The following is a 17318-nucleotide window of genomic DNA, read 5'->3' on the forward strand; positions in this document are numbered from 1 at the left end:
GTCCCACGCACCCGTACGTCCTACCATGGCTACTGATATATTAAATCCTATAAAAATAAGGTCAACCAGTAAAAACTGGTTAACCTTATAATACGAAAGCACCCGTTACTTGAATAAGGATTGCCTTTTTTAGTCATCAAAATTTTCATCATAAGGGTTCGCATACAAATCTATATCAAATTCAGCTTTTATACTATTTGCAAATTCAATCTGTTCGTTATCAATATGCAAACCAGGTGTATATCCATTTTCCATTATTATAACAATTGAGAAATGGCATTCCAGTTCATACTCCGTTTTCAACTGATTTATTAAAGCTGCTTTATTTTTTAACTGTCCTAAGATTTGGTCCATTTGCACTTTCACATCAAAGGAATCTTGATAACCTGTACTTAGTTCCCAAGCTGTTTCTAATCGATAATGGGTTTTCGTTGAAGTAACTTCTTGATTAAAGGGTCTTACGATGGTATCACCCTTTTTATAGGTTTCTGTAGGTTCAATTTCCAATGTTTCGGTCACATAATCAATTGGAAACTCATCTCCATACAAGCTGAAGTAAACCATTACTTGAGTTTTGTCCAAGTTAAACTTTCCCCTCCGATAGTTCTCATTTTCCATCTTTATATGAAAATTATTATATCATCCTTCTTGAACTAACCTGCCCCGTTAGTCGAATAAGGAAAAGGATTGCCGCAGCAACCCTCCATCTTCAACTCTTGCACCCGTTAGTGAAACAAAGATTTCTAATTACTTGTTAAAATTCAAATAGCTCTGCTTTTTCTTCTTTAGTCAAACCTGTAAAGAAAACTTTGTGTACTCTTAACTTCTTCTCCTTTTTTGGTAATACTTTTTCGTGCCAAGTCACTGCCATAGGAGTATGTTCAGGTTGAGCGTTAACCTTTTCTAGAAATAATTCATATTCGTTTAATATAGTTTCATCAATAAGAGATATATCTTTCTTTCTACTTTGATAATCTAATTCGGCTAATTGTGCTGCTGTAATATAACCTTCAATTCTTTTTACTACCCCATACTCTGATGGTGTGCGTTGACTGTTTAATGCTACAAAGAAATATTTATATTTAGGCAAACGAAATAGGCTCTTTTTTGTATCTCGTTTATTTGCGATATAAAGCCATTCCCCTTGATTAGCAAAACAATTAAATTCCTCAACATTAAAGGCTACTAACATTTTTTCATACTTTTTCATAAAGGACTCCCAACTATAATCATTTTTTATGAAAATCATATATAAATTGTACTCAACTTCCTACTACTCAACAATTTTTGTTCAACTAAACTGCCCCGTTAGTTCAATAAGAATAAAGAGCCCCTAAGAAGCCCCTGTTATTCAACTAAAGCATCCGTTAGACCAATAACAAAAAGGTCACCCCATTTCAGTAGCATAATCGGAAGCCTCAAACTTTTTGTCCCCAAAAAGAGAACCTGTTAGCTATAGCACCGATCCTTTTACATTAACGTTTACTTTCCCGAATATAAAATAGCTAATTTAATTATTTCTCTCTCAAATCAAAACGAGCTATTTCTTTATCTTCAAAAAATACGATTAAAGTGGCATCTAAAGCATTATCATTAATTTTCTTTAATTGTTCCTTTGATGGTACAAGAAATCGAACGTTGGGATTTTCTTCGCTTACACCTAAATCATAGTGAAGAGTAAATTTCCCCTCTTGATCAAGCTTAATAACTGATTCATAGGTTTCACCGTAACCCATTCCACTTTCGTCATATTCGGATGGATTAAAAATATTAAAACCAATTATTGCTTTGGATGAAGCAACTAAATCGTCATTAGGCTCAATTTTTATATCTAAACCCTTGTTAGCTGGATCTCCAATTTTTTTATTTCCAATATTTTTAATTGTAAACTCATAGTACAATGCGGTTGGCACAAGTTCCTGCCCCTTTTTATCGCCTTCAGTTATACCTATGGCACCAACCCGATTGATATCATTAACAATATCTACACTTGCACTCACAAGTTCAACGGATGGTTTAGAAGAGCAAGCAGTTAAAAGTATAAAAAGAGATATAAAACCTAAAAGTATAATAAATCGTTTCAATTATATTCCCCCTTTGTAATAGACCTCACTTATAATATTATCAGAATCCTTTAGGGATTTATGTAAAACAAAAAATATTCAAAACCTTATCTACAAGTTATTTTCTTTTGTATAGAAAATAACTTGATAATTGTATATGGTATAACCGTTAAAACAGCATAGTGAATCTCCTGTCAGCAGCTATTGCGCAAGATAATATCTTTGCTAGAAACTATTTGTATCCCCCCTATTAGTTAATTTCTCCAATCTTCTTCTGAACTTCTTCAACTAACCTGCCCGTTTGTTGAATATAAAAAAAGAGCTCCCTAAGAAGCTCCTGTTGTTGGACTTAAGCACCCACTAGTTTAACAAGTAAACTTAATTTTTTTTCTCTTTTTCAAAATAGAAACCAGTCTCTTTTTCTTGTGGAACAAACCCTTGTTGAGCTGACATATTTTCTGCCATTTCTTGCTCTTTCGCTGTTATAACTGTAGAAACATCTTTTCCTTCAGCTTCTTCAGCTAACATACTTTCTCTAGTTTCTTGTACCTCTCTTGTTATTACTTTGTTTTGATCTCCGCTATTAATGCCTGTTTGTCCAACTTCTACTTTTGGTTGTTCATTTTGTGCAAATACCTTTGTGCCTTGCAAGTCTTTCGTAAAACCAATTGATAGTGCGAGAACTCCTACAAAACCAAGAATAAGAACTGATTTTCTTTTCATAAATAAACCTCCCAATATTTCCCCAACTTTTTACATCCTATTATTGTAATTATATTAACATGAATAAATTATTTATCCTAGTTCAACTATTCTTTCGATTTGGTTTACCAATCTTTTCCCCTATACTCTAATGGTATAAATAAATTCTCTACGGTAATTCCCAAATTCCTAGCAATATCAAAAGATAGAGCGTTTTAAGGTCGTTAGGGCGCGCTGTTTCAGTTGACTACGAACGGATCTGAATGCATTGAAGAAACCTATATACGAACGCCCTGTGCAGTTTAACGACTGCTTGAACCGTATTGTGTTATAGAACGATGAGGTTTTTGTCTTTCTGATTGTACAGAGGTGAATGCTATGTCAATCTCTGCGACTTTACAAAATCCTATATCTATCTCTCTGACATAATTTTTTTGTAATTTCCGCAAAAATCAGGTCGTCTCACGCGAATGAAACTAACCTTTGTGGTATCAAGGGATATGAGCATTTCTCGTCTCAATCCCTAAAAAGTTATCTCAATCTCTAAGATGCTATGTCAAACATCGAAAAGGATTACAAACACCAAAATCCATCATCCTATAAAAACAACCGACAGGATCCTTGGAGTGAACAGTAGTTAATACCAAATGACCGGTCAATGCTGCTTGAACTGCGATTTTAGCGGTTTCACTGTCTCGAATTTCACCTATCATGATCACATCAGGTGAATGGCGCAATATCGCTTTAAGGCCAGCGGAGTATGTCATGCCGGAACGCTCATTTACTTGAATTTGTAGAAGATGTGAATGATTATTTTCAACAGGATCTTCCAATGTAATCACATGTCGCTCAAGATTATTTACACAATGGGCCGTTAAAGAATAGATAGTAGTCGTCTTTCCACTTCCAGTCGGACCGGTCAATAGAAGCAGTCCCTGCGGCTCAGACATCGCCTGACGCAATTTATCTGCCCATTCTTTCTCCATACAGAGCTCGTCGATGGAAACAATCCGGTCATGCCTTTGCAGCCGAATGACAACACTTTCTTTCATTTGAATTGAAGGGATTGTTGATACGCGAAAAGAAAAATTTTCTCCTTGGAATTGTTTGTGAAATGAACCACTTTGGGGTTTACGTTTATCGCTGATGTCGAGTGAGGACAAAAATTTGTAAAATGAAATCATACGGCCCGCTAACTGTGGGGGAATTGTTCCAGACCGGTCCAGTTTCAAATCTTTTTTGAAGGATATATCATATCCTTCCTTCGTGGGGATAAGGTGGATATCTGAAGCTTCATATTTAATCGCTTTTTCTAAGAGTTGAAAACTTTTCTGTTCTACTACGTTGTCATTTCTAATCATTAAACACCCCTCTTTCTTTTTTAAATGCAACGGTATTTAAATGCTTAATAGGTTGAATAATCTGCATTCAACCTATGTCATATTATACGATTTCGAATTGCAGATTGGAATACTTTCCTTCAAAGTCGAATTGTGTATCGCGGAAAAGAAGGGATATTTCATATTTGGCCTTTTTTTACCTAGTAAATCTCATTTTTCATAAAAATACAGCTTATACACGTCTTTGTCACAATGAAAGAACGATTGGAGTTTACATCTGCAGTTGTTATCCTTTATAATGAATGGGAGCTTATTGTAATGTTTTATTAAGGAGGGACGCACATGGATAACATGTTTAAGTTGATGGGCTTCTGGACTGGTATTTTCGCAGTAATGTTTTATATTGGAGACATGCTGCCAGCCGCACTTCTTTTTGTTGCGAACACAGGGTTCTTCCTACTACTTGGATATTTGAACCTGACAGAGCGTATGTACATGTACCTATTCGGAGCTTATCTGATGGTGTTTATGGTTGGTTTCAGCTACTACTCAACGTTTATTCACGTACCTGGCGCTGGCCACTAATAGTACATACAAAAAAACAGCCTATTTCTGGCTGTTTTTTTGTTTTAAATGAATCATTCGCTTAAAATCCGTTCAAAAAAGGGTTTGAGTCTTTTTCATCCCCGGGATTAGTTGGAGCTCCATGTCCAGGGTAAATTACAAAATCATCATCTAAAGATAATAACTTGTCATGAATAGATGTAAGTAAAACTCCCGTATTTCCTCCAGGTAAATCCGTCCTACCAACACCTTGCTTGAATAATGTATCTCCTACAATCGCGAAGCGAGATGATGTAAAGACGTACGAAACACTTCCTGGAGAATGGCCAGGTGTATGCCTTGCCTCAAAGGTAAATGGTCCAATAGACATTATTCCTTCATTGAAAATAATTTCATCTGCTTTTTTGCAATATATATCCGGTAGTTGTGGATATTTGGCAGATCCATTCAGTTTTGGATCCAGGAGCCAATCTTGCTCCTCTTCATGAATATAGACTGGAATGTTATAGCGATCTCTAATACTCTCAACTGCTCCGATATGATCGAAGTGCCCATGAGTCAGAAGAACCGCAATCGGGGTTAGTTCCTTGCTTTTTATCTTATTAATAAGCCGTCCACTTTCTTCACCAGGATCTATGATTAGGCAATTACCCGCTTCATCACTTATGATGTAACAATTTGTCTGTATCGGTCCAAGCGAGTATGTATTGATTTTAAGCATGGCCTCCACCTCCTTCAAAACATATTACGCAAGATGAAATACAATTTCAAATAATCGTCACTTATATACCTCGACAAAAATGTTTGGAAACAGTACAATAGAAGAGGAATATCGCTAAATCGGCATTCATTTTTTATTGTTGAAAGGAGTGTCATCCCTATGAACTTATTGATGGTCATTTTTGGACTCATCGCAATCTTAGCGGTTGTTGGTACAGTCCAAGCATTCAAGCAACGAAACGCTTTAAGTATTTTATTTAATCTTGGAGCTGCAGTTATTTTCGGCGGCTTCACAATTGCTACACTTGTTTTTCAAGGGTTCCCACCTACTGCATAATTAGAACAAAAAGACTCTCCTGCGTTAATTCGCAGGAGAGTCTTTTTTTGAATAGAACTATTAACTTCTCAAAATATAGTCAATTCACAAATCCATCCGGGTCGTGCTTTAGCAGACGCCCAGTCTCAGTGTTCTATCATTCAGTAAAATTTAGCCACAAATTCTCAACCGCGGAAACTACATCAATCAAATTTTCCGAGGAATTGCCTGTTAAACATTTTTCTCCCGAAGGTGAACAACGAAGAAGGCCAGATGCGATTTCATCAGCTACAACATCTTGACGTCCTTCAGTTACTCGTATTAGTCGATAGGGTGAAAGGAGTTCATCAAGTTGCCCCCCCTCTACAGGAGAAGAAAGCAATACGGTATCCTTTGAAATCCATTCAACTTTAGGGATAACCCATTCCGAATAATTACTAATAACAGGCATCATCCATTCAGAACGAATCTTTCCGTCCTTGTCCATAATGGAGTAATGCGCATCTGTCTCCTCATTCACTGTAACAACAAGCAGTGACTCTTCATATGTATCAAAATAAACGACTTCATCCACCTCTAATTGGTCCCATTTTTCAGTGGCGGGCTCAAAAATATGTATTTCTCCTCCATCAAGTATGTGCCCCTCAATTTGACTGACTGCAACCTTGTCTTTGCCAAGCCATTTCGGAAAAGGATCTTCTATCGCTAAAAGTTCTAGAGATTTCTTTTCCCCATTATATAATAGCAAATCGAATGTCCAATCTTCATGAAAAGCTGTGAAAAGGATGAGTGATGGATCGATATCGTTCCATTCAATTTCCAGCTCTGTGGATGCAACTTTAATTTCATCATGTATCGCGCCATCCATACTGACTATCTTAATTATTGCAGACGTGGAATTATCGCTAGTATGTAGTAAAAAATAATTCTTAGAAGGGTGGATTAGAACATCAATAATTATAGAACTTTCTTCATAAACAATATCTGATTGACCTGATTCCAAATCAAATGTTTTCAATAGATAAAGCCCATTTTCCTTTTCGACATAGACAATCTTGGTCTCTGTTAACCAATCCACTACAAAATGGAACTTTGCGGAGTCAGCTGTTAATGTCTTACTAATTTCTTTTTCTTTCACTTCTTTAAACGCATTTTCTTCAAGGTCTTTTGAGTTTTCAATGATTTCATCAGTCTCTTCTGTACATCCTGTTACCAACAGGAGTGCTACACAAAAGATGAATAACCTTTTTCTCACCGCGTCTCCCCCTTTTCCGTATTTAGGTTAAAAAAAGGCTGCACGGAGAGTTCCGTGCAGATCCAATTCACTTTTATTCTTTACTATTTACTGCAGGTAAATTTGTCTGTTCATCTTTAAATCTAAGTAAGTCTCCGTTAATAATCATATCCGAATAATTAAGCTCAGTCATAGCACGTTCAATAAACGGCTCACACTCGCTTATATCAGTTTCCTCTTCGGTTTCACTATCATAACAAACCTCTTGCGTGTAGACATTTTTATCAGTTACAAAACGTCCATCACGGAAAATTGTAAATGGTTCATGACTTGGAGAGAAGATGTCAGCACCAAGTTGCATATCATCCTTGGTATCTATACCCATTAAGTGAAGAATTGTAGGTTTCAAGTCTACTTGTGATGAAACTTGGTCAACTGTTTTTCCTTTTCCATGACCCGGAATATGGATATACAGTGGAACCCTTTGCAGTTTCGCATTATCAAAAGGTGTAATCTCTTTGTCCAAGTACATTCCCATTGCCTTATTATGATTTTCGGAAATGCCGTAATGATCGCCATACATGACGATAATTGAATTATCATACAAACCGTTTGCTTTCAAGTCATCGAAGAGAACTTTGATAGCCTCATCCATATATCGCACGGCTTGGAAATATCTATTCAATGTGGCTGAATTGGATGTATACTCTGGAATAAGTTTATCTTCTTCATCCAATGTGAATGGATGGTGGTTAGTTAATGTAAGCAATCTCGAATAGAAAGGCTGCGGCATATCTTTCATAATGTCCACTGACTGTTCTAAGAATGGTATGTCTTTCATACCCCAGTTGACTGCTTGCCCCTCACCCACACTGTAACTTTCTAAATCATAGAATTTATCGATTCCTAGAGAGTTATACATGATATCTCTATTCCAGAAACTCCGATTATTTGCATGCATTACATTTGTGAAGTAATCTTCTTCGCCAAGTCTTTCAGCCATTGAATTGTACGTATTTCCACTATTCGTGAAGAATACTGCGCTACCATTTCTAGGGTAAAGTGAATTTTCAAGAATGAACTCTGAATCCGACGTCTTTCCTAAACCGGTGTTATGATAAAACTCAGGAAAATAGAATGTATCAGGATCCTTCGATAATTCGTTTAAAAATGGTGTAATGACATGTCCATCCATCTCTTCATTAATGACAAACGACTGTAAGGACTCTAGAGAGATGGCAATTACATTACGACCTTCCGCAGCACCAAACATCTCTGGATCGGGAGCAGCGTAGTTCGCATTAATATAGTTACTTACTTCGACAAGTTCACTGCCATCTGCAAGCGCACGTTGAGCGTGGGTCTTGGACTGAATAAACAAATCATAAATATGGTAGTTATACGTTCCGATATTTTTCACGAGAAGTTCTCTATCAAAACTACGTGTTAATAATTGTGGTCTTTCCATTTCGGCAAGGCCCAAATTCACCATCATAATTGCAGCTGACATGACAAAGTAAAGTTTGCGTGCAATTTTACTCCGTTGTTCAACGCTATTATTTTTCGGAATAAAGCGGATTGCCAACAAGATGATTAGCACGTCCGTGAAAAAAAATATATCCGTTGCATGAATATTGGCAGTAACCGATGATGTAAGATCACTGAAGTTACTCGTTTGAAATAGAACAGGTACAGTAATGAAGTCATTAAAGAATCTATAAAAAACTGCATTACTAAACATAATAATTGAAGTTAACATACTTACTGTAAGTAAATAGAAGTTACGTCTTTTCGTACTCTTGATGAATAGCGCAATACCATATACGAATAGAAGAAAACTAAGAGGATTCAAAAACAGAATGAATTCCTGCATCATATTATCGATTTTCATATTAAAACTTGTAATATAACCGAAATATGTTGTTAACCATGTTGCGACAATTGCGACGATGAGTACGGAATGTTTAGGCCATACTATTTTTTTCATTCCTTCTCTTCCTTTCAAAAAAAATGATATAAAAACAAGTCGTTCTTAATCTTACTACATTTTAGACGTTGTAACTGAGCAATAGTTTCACAATACGTTGAAAAAAAGTCCATGAGAATGATATTCCCAGTCCCTATTTCATAATTTAGCTGCTTCTTGACGTAATATGAGGATAGCTTTCAAGTAGTCTTCCTTCATCAGGAGTCCACTTTCGTATAAGTCCTTTACTTCGGATTGTACAAAATCAATATCATCAATTTTATTTCCTGTATAGACATATATGCCAAATCGCTTTAGTAATTGGAGGACCCCATAAAAGTCTTTCACTCACAGTCTCCTCCATTTTGGCTGATGATAACCTTTTCTTCGGTAAAAATTTTATTGACAGGAACATCGTGGGATTCAATAGGGACCTCTTGACCTGTCTGACATAAAAATGCCAATGATAATGTAGCACCTTTAAAATCGCTCATGTAACGGTCATAATAACCCCCACCAAAACCAATTCTGTAACCCTCATCGGAAAAAATTACGCCGGGTACAATTTGCAAATCAATTTCATGTTTTGCAACAGGAACCGTTTCTTCGATAATTGGTTCCAAAAGATTGACATAGACCGTTTCTAAACTGTTGAACGTAGTTATAGAACGAAAATCCATTTCACGGGTTGCATGCAAACATTTAGGTACAGCAATTCGTTTCCCAGTTTTCCAAGCCGCTTCGATAAGCGCACGTGTGTCCACTTCGGGATAACGAGAAATCGTTATCCCGATTGTGCCCGCACTTTGAAATTCATCCGATTCAAGTACTTTTTGAGTAATTTCCAACGACTTCTTTTTGTGATCTGCGTTGCTCATATTATTCAATGTAACTAGCATTTGTCTCCTCAAAAAATCTTTACTCAATTTTCTTACCCCCAGTTCTGAAATGAAAAGACCAAAACCGATGAAGGTTTTGGTCTGAGCGATTATTTCGTTTCACGATGCAAAGTTTGTTTCTTTTCACGTGAGCAGTATTTTTTCATTTCAATCCGTTCTGGATTGTTACGCTTGTTTTTCTTTGAAATATAATTGCGCTCACCGCATTCTGTGCAAGCAAGTGTAATATTTACGCGCATTGTTGGTCCCTCCCACTCATCAGGAATGTAAAATTTTATATGAGCATGATTTATACGACTAATTAAGTGTACCACATCAGAAGTATATGTCCACTAGAAAGATTGAAATTACCATAACGAAATGCATATGGTAAAATGGTAGCAAAAGAAGCAAGCAAAGGAAGTGATGAAATGGACATTCCGATAATTCTTCTTGTTATTGGACTTATAAGTATACTGGCATCATTTTTTATCGGTAATTCTGCGTCCCACTATGCGGACGAATTGGAGAAAGTTTCAATTAGTCTCCACCAAGAAACGAATAGCCTAAAAAAAAGAGTTAAAACTATCGAAGAAGAGTTAATGATTGGTGCCGGTTCTCTACCTTCAAGCAATACAGCTAAAAAGCAAACAAAGCCAGTACATGAAATCATCGTTAACCAAATCTTGTCTTTACATTCCCAAGGATATTCCGTTAATGATATTGCTAAACGCTCTTCCTTAACAAACGGAGAGGTAATCGCAGTATTGCAATCTAGAGGTGTGGTTTCATGATAAAGGATATGCTACGCATACTCGGGACCGCGTGTATTCTTGCCGGTGGGATTCTCTATTTCATCAACGAAAGCGAACGTATAACTCCTTCCAAAGCACAGCAACCGCAAAGTGAAGTCGTAGAACTTCGAGAGGAACTCGCCAAAACAAAAGAACAATTAGCTATCGCTCAAACCATATCTACAGTTAAGGAGCCTGACCTAGCAAAAAATGAGGAGAAAGCGAAAGAACAGCAAGATGGTGTAACTGAAAATAACTCCCCAACCACAGACACTGCTATCAGGACAATCTTAATGATTGAATCGGGTTCGAATTCTGCAATCGTCTCAGCTGATTTGGAAAGAATGGGTATTATAGAAGATGCATCCATATTTGATGCCTTTCTTGCTGGTAATGGGCTAACGGGTAAAATTCAGATTGGTGAACATAAAGTAGATTCGTCAATGGATTTCCATGCTATTGCTAAAGAAATAACGACTGTAAAATAGATAGTAGGGAAACCATTTTTCTGGCTTCCCTACTTTCTTTCTATTTACCAGTTTCCACTTCAGGTGCCTGGATGATTGGTTGAGTTACGCTTGGTGTGATTCCTTCTGAAGCCCTTGTTGCCTTCAGCGTGAAATATTTGTCCACAGCTTGCTGAATAATTTCATTCTGCGCATATGGATAGCTTCTCTGATTTGTCGATATGTTAGGAATTATGATTGCATATGCAATTTCAGGGTTTTCAAAAGGGGCAAAGCCGACATGTGATAAATTAATTGTCGGTTTTCCTGAACTGAATGCTTGTGCGGTTCCCGTCTTCCCACCGGCATCATAATCTTTTCCGGCAAAGAGATTCCTGGCTGTCCCGTTTTGACCGTAATAGACATAGTGCATACCGCGCTTCACTTGGTTGATCTCCGCTTCGGTATTTTTTATTCTGTTTAAAACCTTAATGTCCGTCTCCTGAATAAGAGGGCCTAGAGTTTTTCCATCTTCAGAAGGTTCGCGAATCTCCTTAAGTACCTTAGGAGCTATCCGATAGCCGCCATTTGCGATCGTAGAGACAAACTGGGCGAGCTGAAGTGTTGAATAAGTATCGAACTGCCCAATGGATAAATCCATTAAAATACCTATTGAATTACTATCGCCAATCAGGCCGCCTGACTCACCCGGTAAGTCAATACCGGTTTTTGTTCCAAGTCCGAAAGATGCGAATGATTGTCGAAACGTGTCAAATGCATTTGCTCTAATACGTGCCGAATCTTCAGAACTATAGTTAGAATTCGCCAAGGCCAATGCAATACGGAACATATATACGTTTGAAGACCTACCGATTGCTTCAATATCATTTACAGCAACCCTACCGTTTTGATTAAACAGTGATCTTTTTGTAAAACCACCGATTCTAATTGGTTCATCTATCTTCGTTTCGCCGATACGTGCCACATTTTCCTGATACCCCGTTAGAAGCGTCGCCATCTTGATTGTTGAACCCGCTTCATGGAGTGCAGTGAACGTACCAAATGCATAATCCCAAATTTCGAGCTTACCTGTTTCTTTATTAGTAACGACTTGCTTTCCAACAAGTGAAAGAACCTCGCCATTATTAGGATTCATCATAACTAAGAAAGCCTTTTCCAGTTCCCCCGAATTTGGTCCCCTTTTCAATTCCAAAAGTTTATCAGACACAACTTTCTCGAGTTCCTGTTGCAGTTCACTATCAATCGTTAATATTAAATCCTTACCGGGTTCGCCTTCGTTTATTGTCTTTGTTTCGACGACACGGCCGCTGCGGTCTTTAATATTCTTCACAATTGTTTTCTGTCCTTTTAGCAGTTCTTCATAATATTGTTCGATGTAACTTCTTCCAACCCTGTCATTCCTGGAGTAATCCCTTGCCAAAAAGTAATCTTCCCTTGATTTAGGAATACCTTCTATCGGACTTGTAGTTGATCCAAGTATCGTATTATCTGATTTCTTAACTCTTTCCCAGTCCGTCGTTGTATCGACACCTGGCAATTCTCCAAGGCGCTCGGACACTACTGCGAATTCCTCTTCCGAGACATCTCCACTTTTAACGATTTGCGGAGAATAAGCATAACCTGACATCATTTCCCTGTAAATCGCCAACACCTCAAGATCTTTTTCAGAGAAAGAATCTATTTCCTTTTTCGTAACTCGTTCTCGTGTAAGTCCATTTATCTTCCGCTGAACTTCCATTCGTGAAAGTGAACTATCCTTCTGAAGCGTCATCAATTCTTTTTCAGAAACTTTTTTAACTGCTTCTTCGGGATGATTTAATATCCAAAAGTCCCTTTTATCGCCCATTGTTATCCTTTTTGTATCTTGTTCAATCAATTCGGATAGTTTTTTAGCGATATTCAGCATTTCTAGCGAACTGGTAGATGTCGTCTTCGTATATGTAATGGCATTTTTCGGATCATTATCAACTAGGACATGCCCCATTCTATCAAATAACCTGCCCCGAGGTACGCTTGTATTAACAGCGATTTCTTCCGTTCTTTCCAGCGCACGGGAATAATCTTCACCTTTGACGATTTGTAAATAGCCAAGACGGAAAATTAACATTGAAAACAGGATAAAAATAGAAAAGAATAGGAAGTTCATCCGGAAAGCGATATGTTTCCGTTGGCGTATTTTAGCTTGATCCGCCTTACCTATCTTCTTTTTCATATTGTCCTCCTTTCTTCGTTTATCCATGTTGAATTATAACATTCAAAAATGGAAAAGCACACATCTTGACGAACAAGATGTGTGCTTGGTTCCTTTTCATCGAAGAATTAAGTAGAATAAAAATTAATTACTGAAACGTTTTGCTACCGCATCCCAATTAACAACATTCCAGAATGCTGAAATGTAGTCAGGACGACGGTTTTGATAGTTCAAGTAATATGCGTGTTCCCAAACGTCAAGACCAAGAAGAGGCGTTTTGCCTTCCATGATTGGTGAATCTTGGTTTGGAGTTGACGTGATTTCAAGCTCTCCGCCGTTTAGTACAAGCCAAGCCCATCCAGATCCGAAACGAGTTGCTCCTGCTTTAGCAAACTCTTCCTTGAATGCATCAAAACTACCGAATTTCTTATCTATCGCTTCCGCTAGTGCACCTGAAGGATTACCGCCGCCTTCTGGTGAAAGTAGTTCCCAGAATAGTGAGTGGTTCGCATGTCCTCCGCCATTGTTGCGGACAGCAGTACGTTTGTCTTCTGGAACTGCATCAAGATTCGCAATTAGATCTTCGATTGATTTGTTTAGAAGTTCTTCATTTCCTTCTAGTGCGTTATTCAAGTTCGTCACATATGCATTATGGTGTTTCGTGTGGTGAATTTTCATCGTTTCTTTGTCAAAGTGTGGTTCAAGTGCATTTTCTGCATAAGGTAGTTCTGGTAGTTTGTAAGCCATTTGTACATTCCTCCTCGAGAGATTCATAAATACGTTACGCATTCAACATTAGCAAAATTATTGAAAACGTTCAAACAAAATGGACTATTACATCATTTTTTATCTAACATAGAATACAAATACAATAATCATAATAACCATAACCAGCCCTTTTGTCACCACTGAAGTCAAAAATCCGACTAGCGAACCAATACCTGTTTTCACCGCCTGCTTCACTCCCGCGCGCGATACGGCTAGTTCTGCAATGACTGCTCCTAGAAATGGGCCAATTAAAATACCCGCAACCGGAATAACAAAAGGACCAATTAAAAGTCCGATTGTACTTCCCCACATACCAGCCTTAGAACCACCGAATTTTTTCACACCGACGAGATTCGACAATGTATCTGCGCCGAACAACAAGATAACGAACAACATTTGAATAATCCAAAACCATATAGTCATTCCGTCAAATGTATCGATAAATCCATATAGGAGGAAACCTCCAACTATAAAGAGGGCTGACGGAATGATTGGATATACGAGTCCGGCAAAAGCAATAATAAACATAGCAATCGCAACAATCCAACCTACAAACTCCATAAATTCATCCCCCTAAAAACGATTATGCTCTGTTTCCAAGAATTGCTTCCGCGATATTCACAGCATGGTCACCGACTCGCTCTAAATTAGAGACAATATCTACAAACACCATTCCCGATTGCGCTGTACAACGACCCTCATTTAGCCTTAAAATGTGATTCTTTCTGAATTTCCGTTCCATCCTATCAATGAGAACCTCTTTTTCAGCCACCATTCTGGCCAAATCAACATCATTCGAGTTAAGTGATTCGACGGCTTTTTGAACTGTTTCAATCGTTAATGTGAACATTTCAGTTAAGTCATCCATTGCATCTGCTGTCAGTTTAACTCGGTTTACATCGCGGTAATCAATAAGTTCTACAATGTTTTCGAAGTGATCACCTATCCGCTCAATATCACGCACAGTATCCATAAGCATGAAGTGACGTGCAGATTCTACCGGCGAAATACTTACTGTTGTAATCTCAACTAAATAGTCTGTAATTTTTCGATCAAGGTTATTGATGGCATCTTCAATTTGATATGCCGTCTCCGCATGTTTTTTATTGCCTGTCTTTAAATACTCAAAAGACTCTTGCAAACCACGCACCCCAAATTCACCCATTCGAATAATTTCTTCTTTCGCTTGTCCAATTGCAACAGCTGGTGATTGTTCTATAAAATGCCTGTCCAGATGTTTCGGTTTGTACTCGATCGTAACATCTTCACCGGGAATCAATTTTGTAACCAACCAAGCCCAAGCTCCAATTAAAGGAAACTGAATAATCGTATTCACAATATTGAACGTACCGTGCGCAAAAGCAATTTGCATTTTATTTTCAAGATCGAGTACATCTGATAACCACACTATATATGCCGTGAAAGGTACCAGTAACAACATAAAGATAATTGTCCCAACAATATTAAACAATACATGTGTAGCAGCTGCACGCTTTGCCGCTACTGATGCGCCGATTGACGCAAGAACCGCTGTTATTGTCGTTCCAATATTATCACCAAATAGAATTGGCAGAGCTCCGTGAATGTCTACAAGATTTTCAGCGTAAAGACCCTGTAAAATCCCAACCGTAGCACTCGAGCTTTGAACAATTAGTGTAAATACCGTTCCAACAACGACACCTAACATTGGTTGGTCACTCATGGAAACCATAAGATCCGTGAATGTTTCCAATTCCCTGAGAGGCTTCATACCACCACTCATTAGTTCAAGGCCCAGGAATAGACCTCCAAAGCCAAAGATGACTTCACCCAAGTTTCTAATTGAGCTCTTTCTAATGAAAAAGATTAGAAATGCACCAACAGCCATAATTGGAAGTGCATACGCCCCTACATCTAATCCGATGATAAAAGCCGTAACCGTTGTCCCGATATTTGCACCCATTATCACGCCAATCGCTTGACGAAGTGTCATGAAACCGGCACTGACAAGTCCCACCGTAATGACAGTCGTACCTGAACTAGACTGAATCAAGACTGTAACAATAATTCCGACCAATACGCCCATGAACGGGTTCGTCGTGAAACGATCAAGAATTGCACGCAACCTATCCCCGGCTGCTTTTTGAAGTCCGTCTCCCATATACTTGATTGCGAACAAGAAAATTCCGAGTCCACCAAGAAACTGGAACAACATCTCCTGCCAGTTAACTTCCATTATGCAGTCGACCTCCATCTAACTTTATATAGTGCATCTTATTATGGGAATAGCTGTATCGAATTGTAAATAGAAGCAATCCAAACTTTACAATCCCTTTACAATCAGTTTTAGAAGTGTCATCATACTGTCAGATATTGTTGTGGACAAAATGATAGAATTAGAATAGATGGAGGAGGTAAAAAATGAAGTTCCACCAGCTATTTAAAGCATCCCTATTTGAACCCAAAAAACTAGCTGCATTCCGCTTACTTCCGATTGGCAAGGTGTTCAGCTATATATTCATTTTTGTTGCTCTTTTTACAACCCTCTCATTCATACGTTACCTGGGAGGGAACGAGGTTCTCTTCGAGGCCTCACCCGAACAATTGGAACACGGTGAAACAATTGGCGGACTGGTCTATCCAATGGCCTTCCTGCTCCAACTCGTCATCAGCACTTCCTACATATTCCTCAGGGTTAGTCTTTTTGGATTAATAGGAATAATTGTGTTGAAACTGATGAAAAGACGTGGTGAGTATCGTCATATGTGGAGAACTTCTGCTATTGCGATTACCTTACCAATTCTTATGACGATAGGACTCGATTTCTTGCCTGCACTAAAGACCTTCAGTACAGTAATCACATTTTCTATTCATCTAGCATATATCGCAGCGGCGGCTAAGTATTATCCAAAAATAACTAGATGAATATTCCCCCCATACGTGCATATAGTGGCGGAAGGGGGAATTTCCATGAGAATACTACTACTCGCAGTTTTACTTTTTGTAACGTTCCATTTCATCCGAATTGATCTAGTGGAAGGCACTATCCCACTCGCTTCTTTTAAGAATGAACAAAAACAATGTGAAGAAGAAAAAAGTACATCCATAACTGTTACGACAGTTGCTGGGGACACTATTGAAACGCTATTTGCACTATACCCGGATACTGAATCCAGTTTCATCGATAGGTTGTCTTCCTTCTATTCCTTTAATCCTCATCTTCAAAACCAGCAGATTATTGGCGGAGAAAAAGTTGTTCTACCACTATCCAGCTTGCTAACGGAGAAGTGTGCAGGTTCTAATTGATAAGGGTTGTCCCTTGTCTTTTTGGCATGA

General features: G+C 38.1%; 21 protein-coding genes. 6 read left to right on the forward strand and 15 right to left on the reverse strand.

Translation table 11 applies throughout. From position 1 onward, the window contains the following. Positions 1-129: 129 nt before the first annotated feature. From AC1TO4_RS04700 to comGA, 5 genes are all read right to left on the reverse strand, one after another. Positions 130-582 (reverse strand): DUF4279 domain-containing protein, encoded by a 453-nt coding sequence (locus tag AC1TO4_RS04700; protein ID WP_482104386.1) that lies wholly within the window; start codon positions 580-582, stop codon positions 130-132. 172 nt (positions 583-754) lie between these two features. Then, entirely contained in the window at positions 755-1210 is a 456-nt protein-coding gene (locus tag AC1TO4_RS04705) for a hypothetical protein (protein WP_482104387.1), read from the reverse strand. 304 nt (positions 1211-1514) lie between these two features. After that, positions 1515-2084 carry a hypothetical protein gene (locus AC1TO4_RS04710; protein ID WP_482104388.1) on the reverse strand — a complete coding sequence of 190 codons (570 nt, stop codon included), beginning with the start codon at positions 2082-2084 and terminating at the stop codon, positions 1515-1517. Between the two features lie 357 nt (positions 2085-2441). Beyond that, entirely contained in the window at positions 2442-2786 is a 345-nt protein-coding gene (locus tag AC1TO4_RS04715) for a hypothetical protein (RefSeq protein ID WP_482104389.1), read from the reverse strand. A gap of 530 nt (positions 2787-3316) precedes the next feature. After that, positions 3317-4126, reverse strand: a complete 810-nt coding sequence (comGA, locus tag AC1TO4_RS04720) for a competence type IV pilus ATPase ComGA (protein WP_482104390.1) — start codon at positions 4124-4126, stop codon at positions 3317-3319. Between the two features lie 321 nt (positions 4127-4447). Here comGA and AC1TO4_RS04725 point away from each other — a divergent pair, with 321 nt between their 5' ends. Beyond that, on the forward strand, positions 4448-4690 hold the full coding sequence (locus AC1TO4_RS04725) for a DUF2626 domain-containing protein (RefSeq protein WP_482101803.1): 243 nt from the start codon (positions 4448-4450) through the stop codon (positions 4688-4690). A 61-nt stretch (positions 4691-4751) separates the two neighbouring features. On the opposite strand, the gene AC1TO4_RS04730 is transcribed toward AC1TO4_RS04725, so the two are convergent. Then, on the reverse strand, positions 4752-5390 hold the full coding sequence (locus AC1TO4_RS04730) for an MBL fold metallo-hydrolase (RefSeq protein ID WP_482101804.1): 639 nt from the start codon (positions 5388-5390) through the stop codon (positions 4752-4754). Positions 5391-5549: 159 nt separating this feature from the next. Between AC1TO4_RS04730 and AC1TO4_RS04735 the strand changes: the two genes are divergently transcribed. Further along, the gene (locus tag AC1TO4_RS04735; protein WP_482101805.1) at positions 5550-5726 is read left to right on the forward strand and encodes a DUF2759 family protein; all 177 of its coding nucleotides are present in this window, start codon (positions 5550-5552) and stop codon (positions 5724-5726) included. Between the two features lie 136 nt (positions 5727-5862). Here the strand turns inward: AC1TO4_RS04735 and AC1TO4_RS04740 are convergent, their stop codons facing one another. The 5 genes from AC1TO4_RS04740 to rpmG all read right to left on the reverse strand — a co-directional run bounded on the left by AC1TO4_RS04740 (position 5863) and on the right by rpmG (position 10043). After that, positions 5863-6960 (reverse strand): YqgU-like beta propeller domain-containing protein, encoded by a 1098-nt coding sequence (locus tag AC1TO4_RS04740; protein ID WP_482104391.1) that lies wholly within the window; start codon positions 6958-6960, stop codon positions 5863-5865. Positions 6961-7033: 73 nt separating this feature from the next. After that, on the reverse strand, positions 7034-8926 hold the full coding sequence (locus AC1TO4_RS04745; RefSeq protein ID WP_482101807.1) for an LTA synthase family protein: 1893 nt from the start codon (positions 8924-8926) through the stop codon (positions 7034-7036). A gap of 138 nt (positions 8927-9064) precedes the next feature. Next, positions 9065-9253: a YqgQ family protein gene (locus tag AC1TO4_RS04750; RefSeq protein ID WP_482101808.1), complete on the reverse strand. Its 189-nt coding sequence runs from the start codon at positions 9251-9253 to the stop codon at positions 9065-9067. Next, a complete protein-coding gene (locus AC1TO4_RS04755) occupies positions 9250-9831 on the reverse strand; it encodes a 5-formyltetrahydrofolate cyclo-ligase (RefSeq protein WP_482104392.1) in 582 nt (193 codons plus the stop codon). Before AC1TO4_RS04755 ends, AC1TO4_RS04750 begins: the two co-directional genes overlap by 4 nt. A gap of 62 nt (positions 9832-9893) precedes the next feature. Continuing rightward, positions 9894-10043 carry a 50S ribosomal protein L33 gene (gene rpmG, locus AC1TO4_RS04760; RefSeq protein WP_179391711.1) on the reverse strand — a complete coding sequence of 50 codons (150 nt, stop codon included), beginning with the start codon at positions 10041-10043 and terminating at the stop codon, positions 9894-9896. A 171-nt stretch (positions 10044-10214) separates the two neighbouring features. On the opposite strand from rpmG, the gene AC1TO4_RS04765 reads away from it, so the two are divergent. Both AC1TO4_RS04765 and AC1TO4_RS04770 read left to right on the forward strand, forming a co-directional pair. Further along, positions 10215-10577: a hypothetical protein gene (locus AC1TO4_RS04765; RefSeq protein WP_482101810.1), complete on the forward strand. Its 363-nt coding sequence runs from the start codon at positions 10215-10217 to the stop codon at positions 10575-10577. Then, positions 10574-11065, forward strand: a complete 492-nt coding sequence (locus AC1TO4_RS04770; protein ID WP_482104393.1) for a hypothetical protein — start codon at positions 10574-10576, stop codon at positions 11063-11065. Before AC1TO4_RS04765 ends, AC1TO4_RS04770 begins: the two co-directional genes overlap by 4 nt. A 40-nt stretch (positions 11066-11105) precedes the next feature. Here the strand turns inward: AC1TO4_RS04770 and AC1TO4_RS04775 are convergent, their stop codons facing one another. The 4 genes from AC1TO4_RS04775 to AC1TO4_RS04790 form a co-directional block, all read right to left on the reverse strand. After that, positions 11106-13256 carry a peptidoglycan D,D-transpeptidase FtsI family protein gene (locus AC1TO4_RS04775; RefSeq protein WP_482104394.1) on the reverse strand — a complete coding sequence of 717 codons (2151 nt, stop codon included), beginning with the start codon at positions 13254-13256 and terminating at the stop codon, positions 11106-11108. 123 nt (positions 13257-13379) lie between these two features. Next, positions 13380-13982 carry a superoxide dismutase gene (locus AC1TO4_RS04780; protein WP_482104395.1) on the reverse strand — a complete coding sequence of 201 codons (603 nt, stop codon included), beginning with the start codon at positions 13980-13982 and terminating at the stop codon, positions 13380-13382. Positions 13983-14081: 99 nt separating this feature from the next. Continuing rightward, a complete protein-coding gene (locus AC1TO4_RS04785) occupies positions 14082-14564 on the reverse strand; it encodes a DUF456 domain-containing protein (RefSeq protein ID WP_482104396.1) in 483 nt (160 codons plus the stop codon). A gap of 22 nt (positions 14565-14586) precedes the next feature. Beyond that, positions 14587-16218 carry a Na/Pi cotransporter family protein gene (locus tag AC1TO4_RS04790; RefSeq protein ID WP_482104397.1) on the reverse strand — a complete coding sequence of 544 codons (1632 nt, stop codon included), beginning with the start codon at positions 16216-16218 and terminating at the stop codon, positions 14587-14589. Between the two features lie 185 nt (positions 16219-16403). Here AC1TO4_RS04790 and AC1TO4_RS04795 point away from each other — a divergent pair, with 185 nt between their 5' ends. Beyond that, complete coding sequence (locus AC1TO4_RS04795) at positions 16404-16907, forward strand: DUF1189 family protein (protein WP_482104398.1); 504 nt, start codon at positions 16404-16406, stop codon at positions 16905-16907. Between the two features lie 45 nt (positions 16908-16952). Continuing rightward, positions 16953-17288 (forward strand): hypothetical protein, encoded by a 336-nt coding sequence (locus AC1TO4_RS04800; protein ID WP_482101817.1) that lies wholly within the window; start codon positions 16953-16955, stop codon positions 17286-17288. The last annotated feature ends 30 nt before the right edge of the window (positions 17289-17318 follow it).

This window comes from Sporosarcina sp. Y838 (assembly GCF_056786515.1).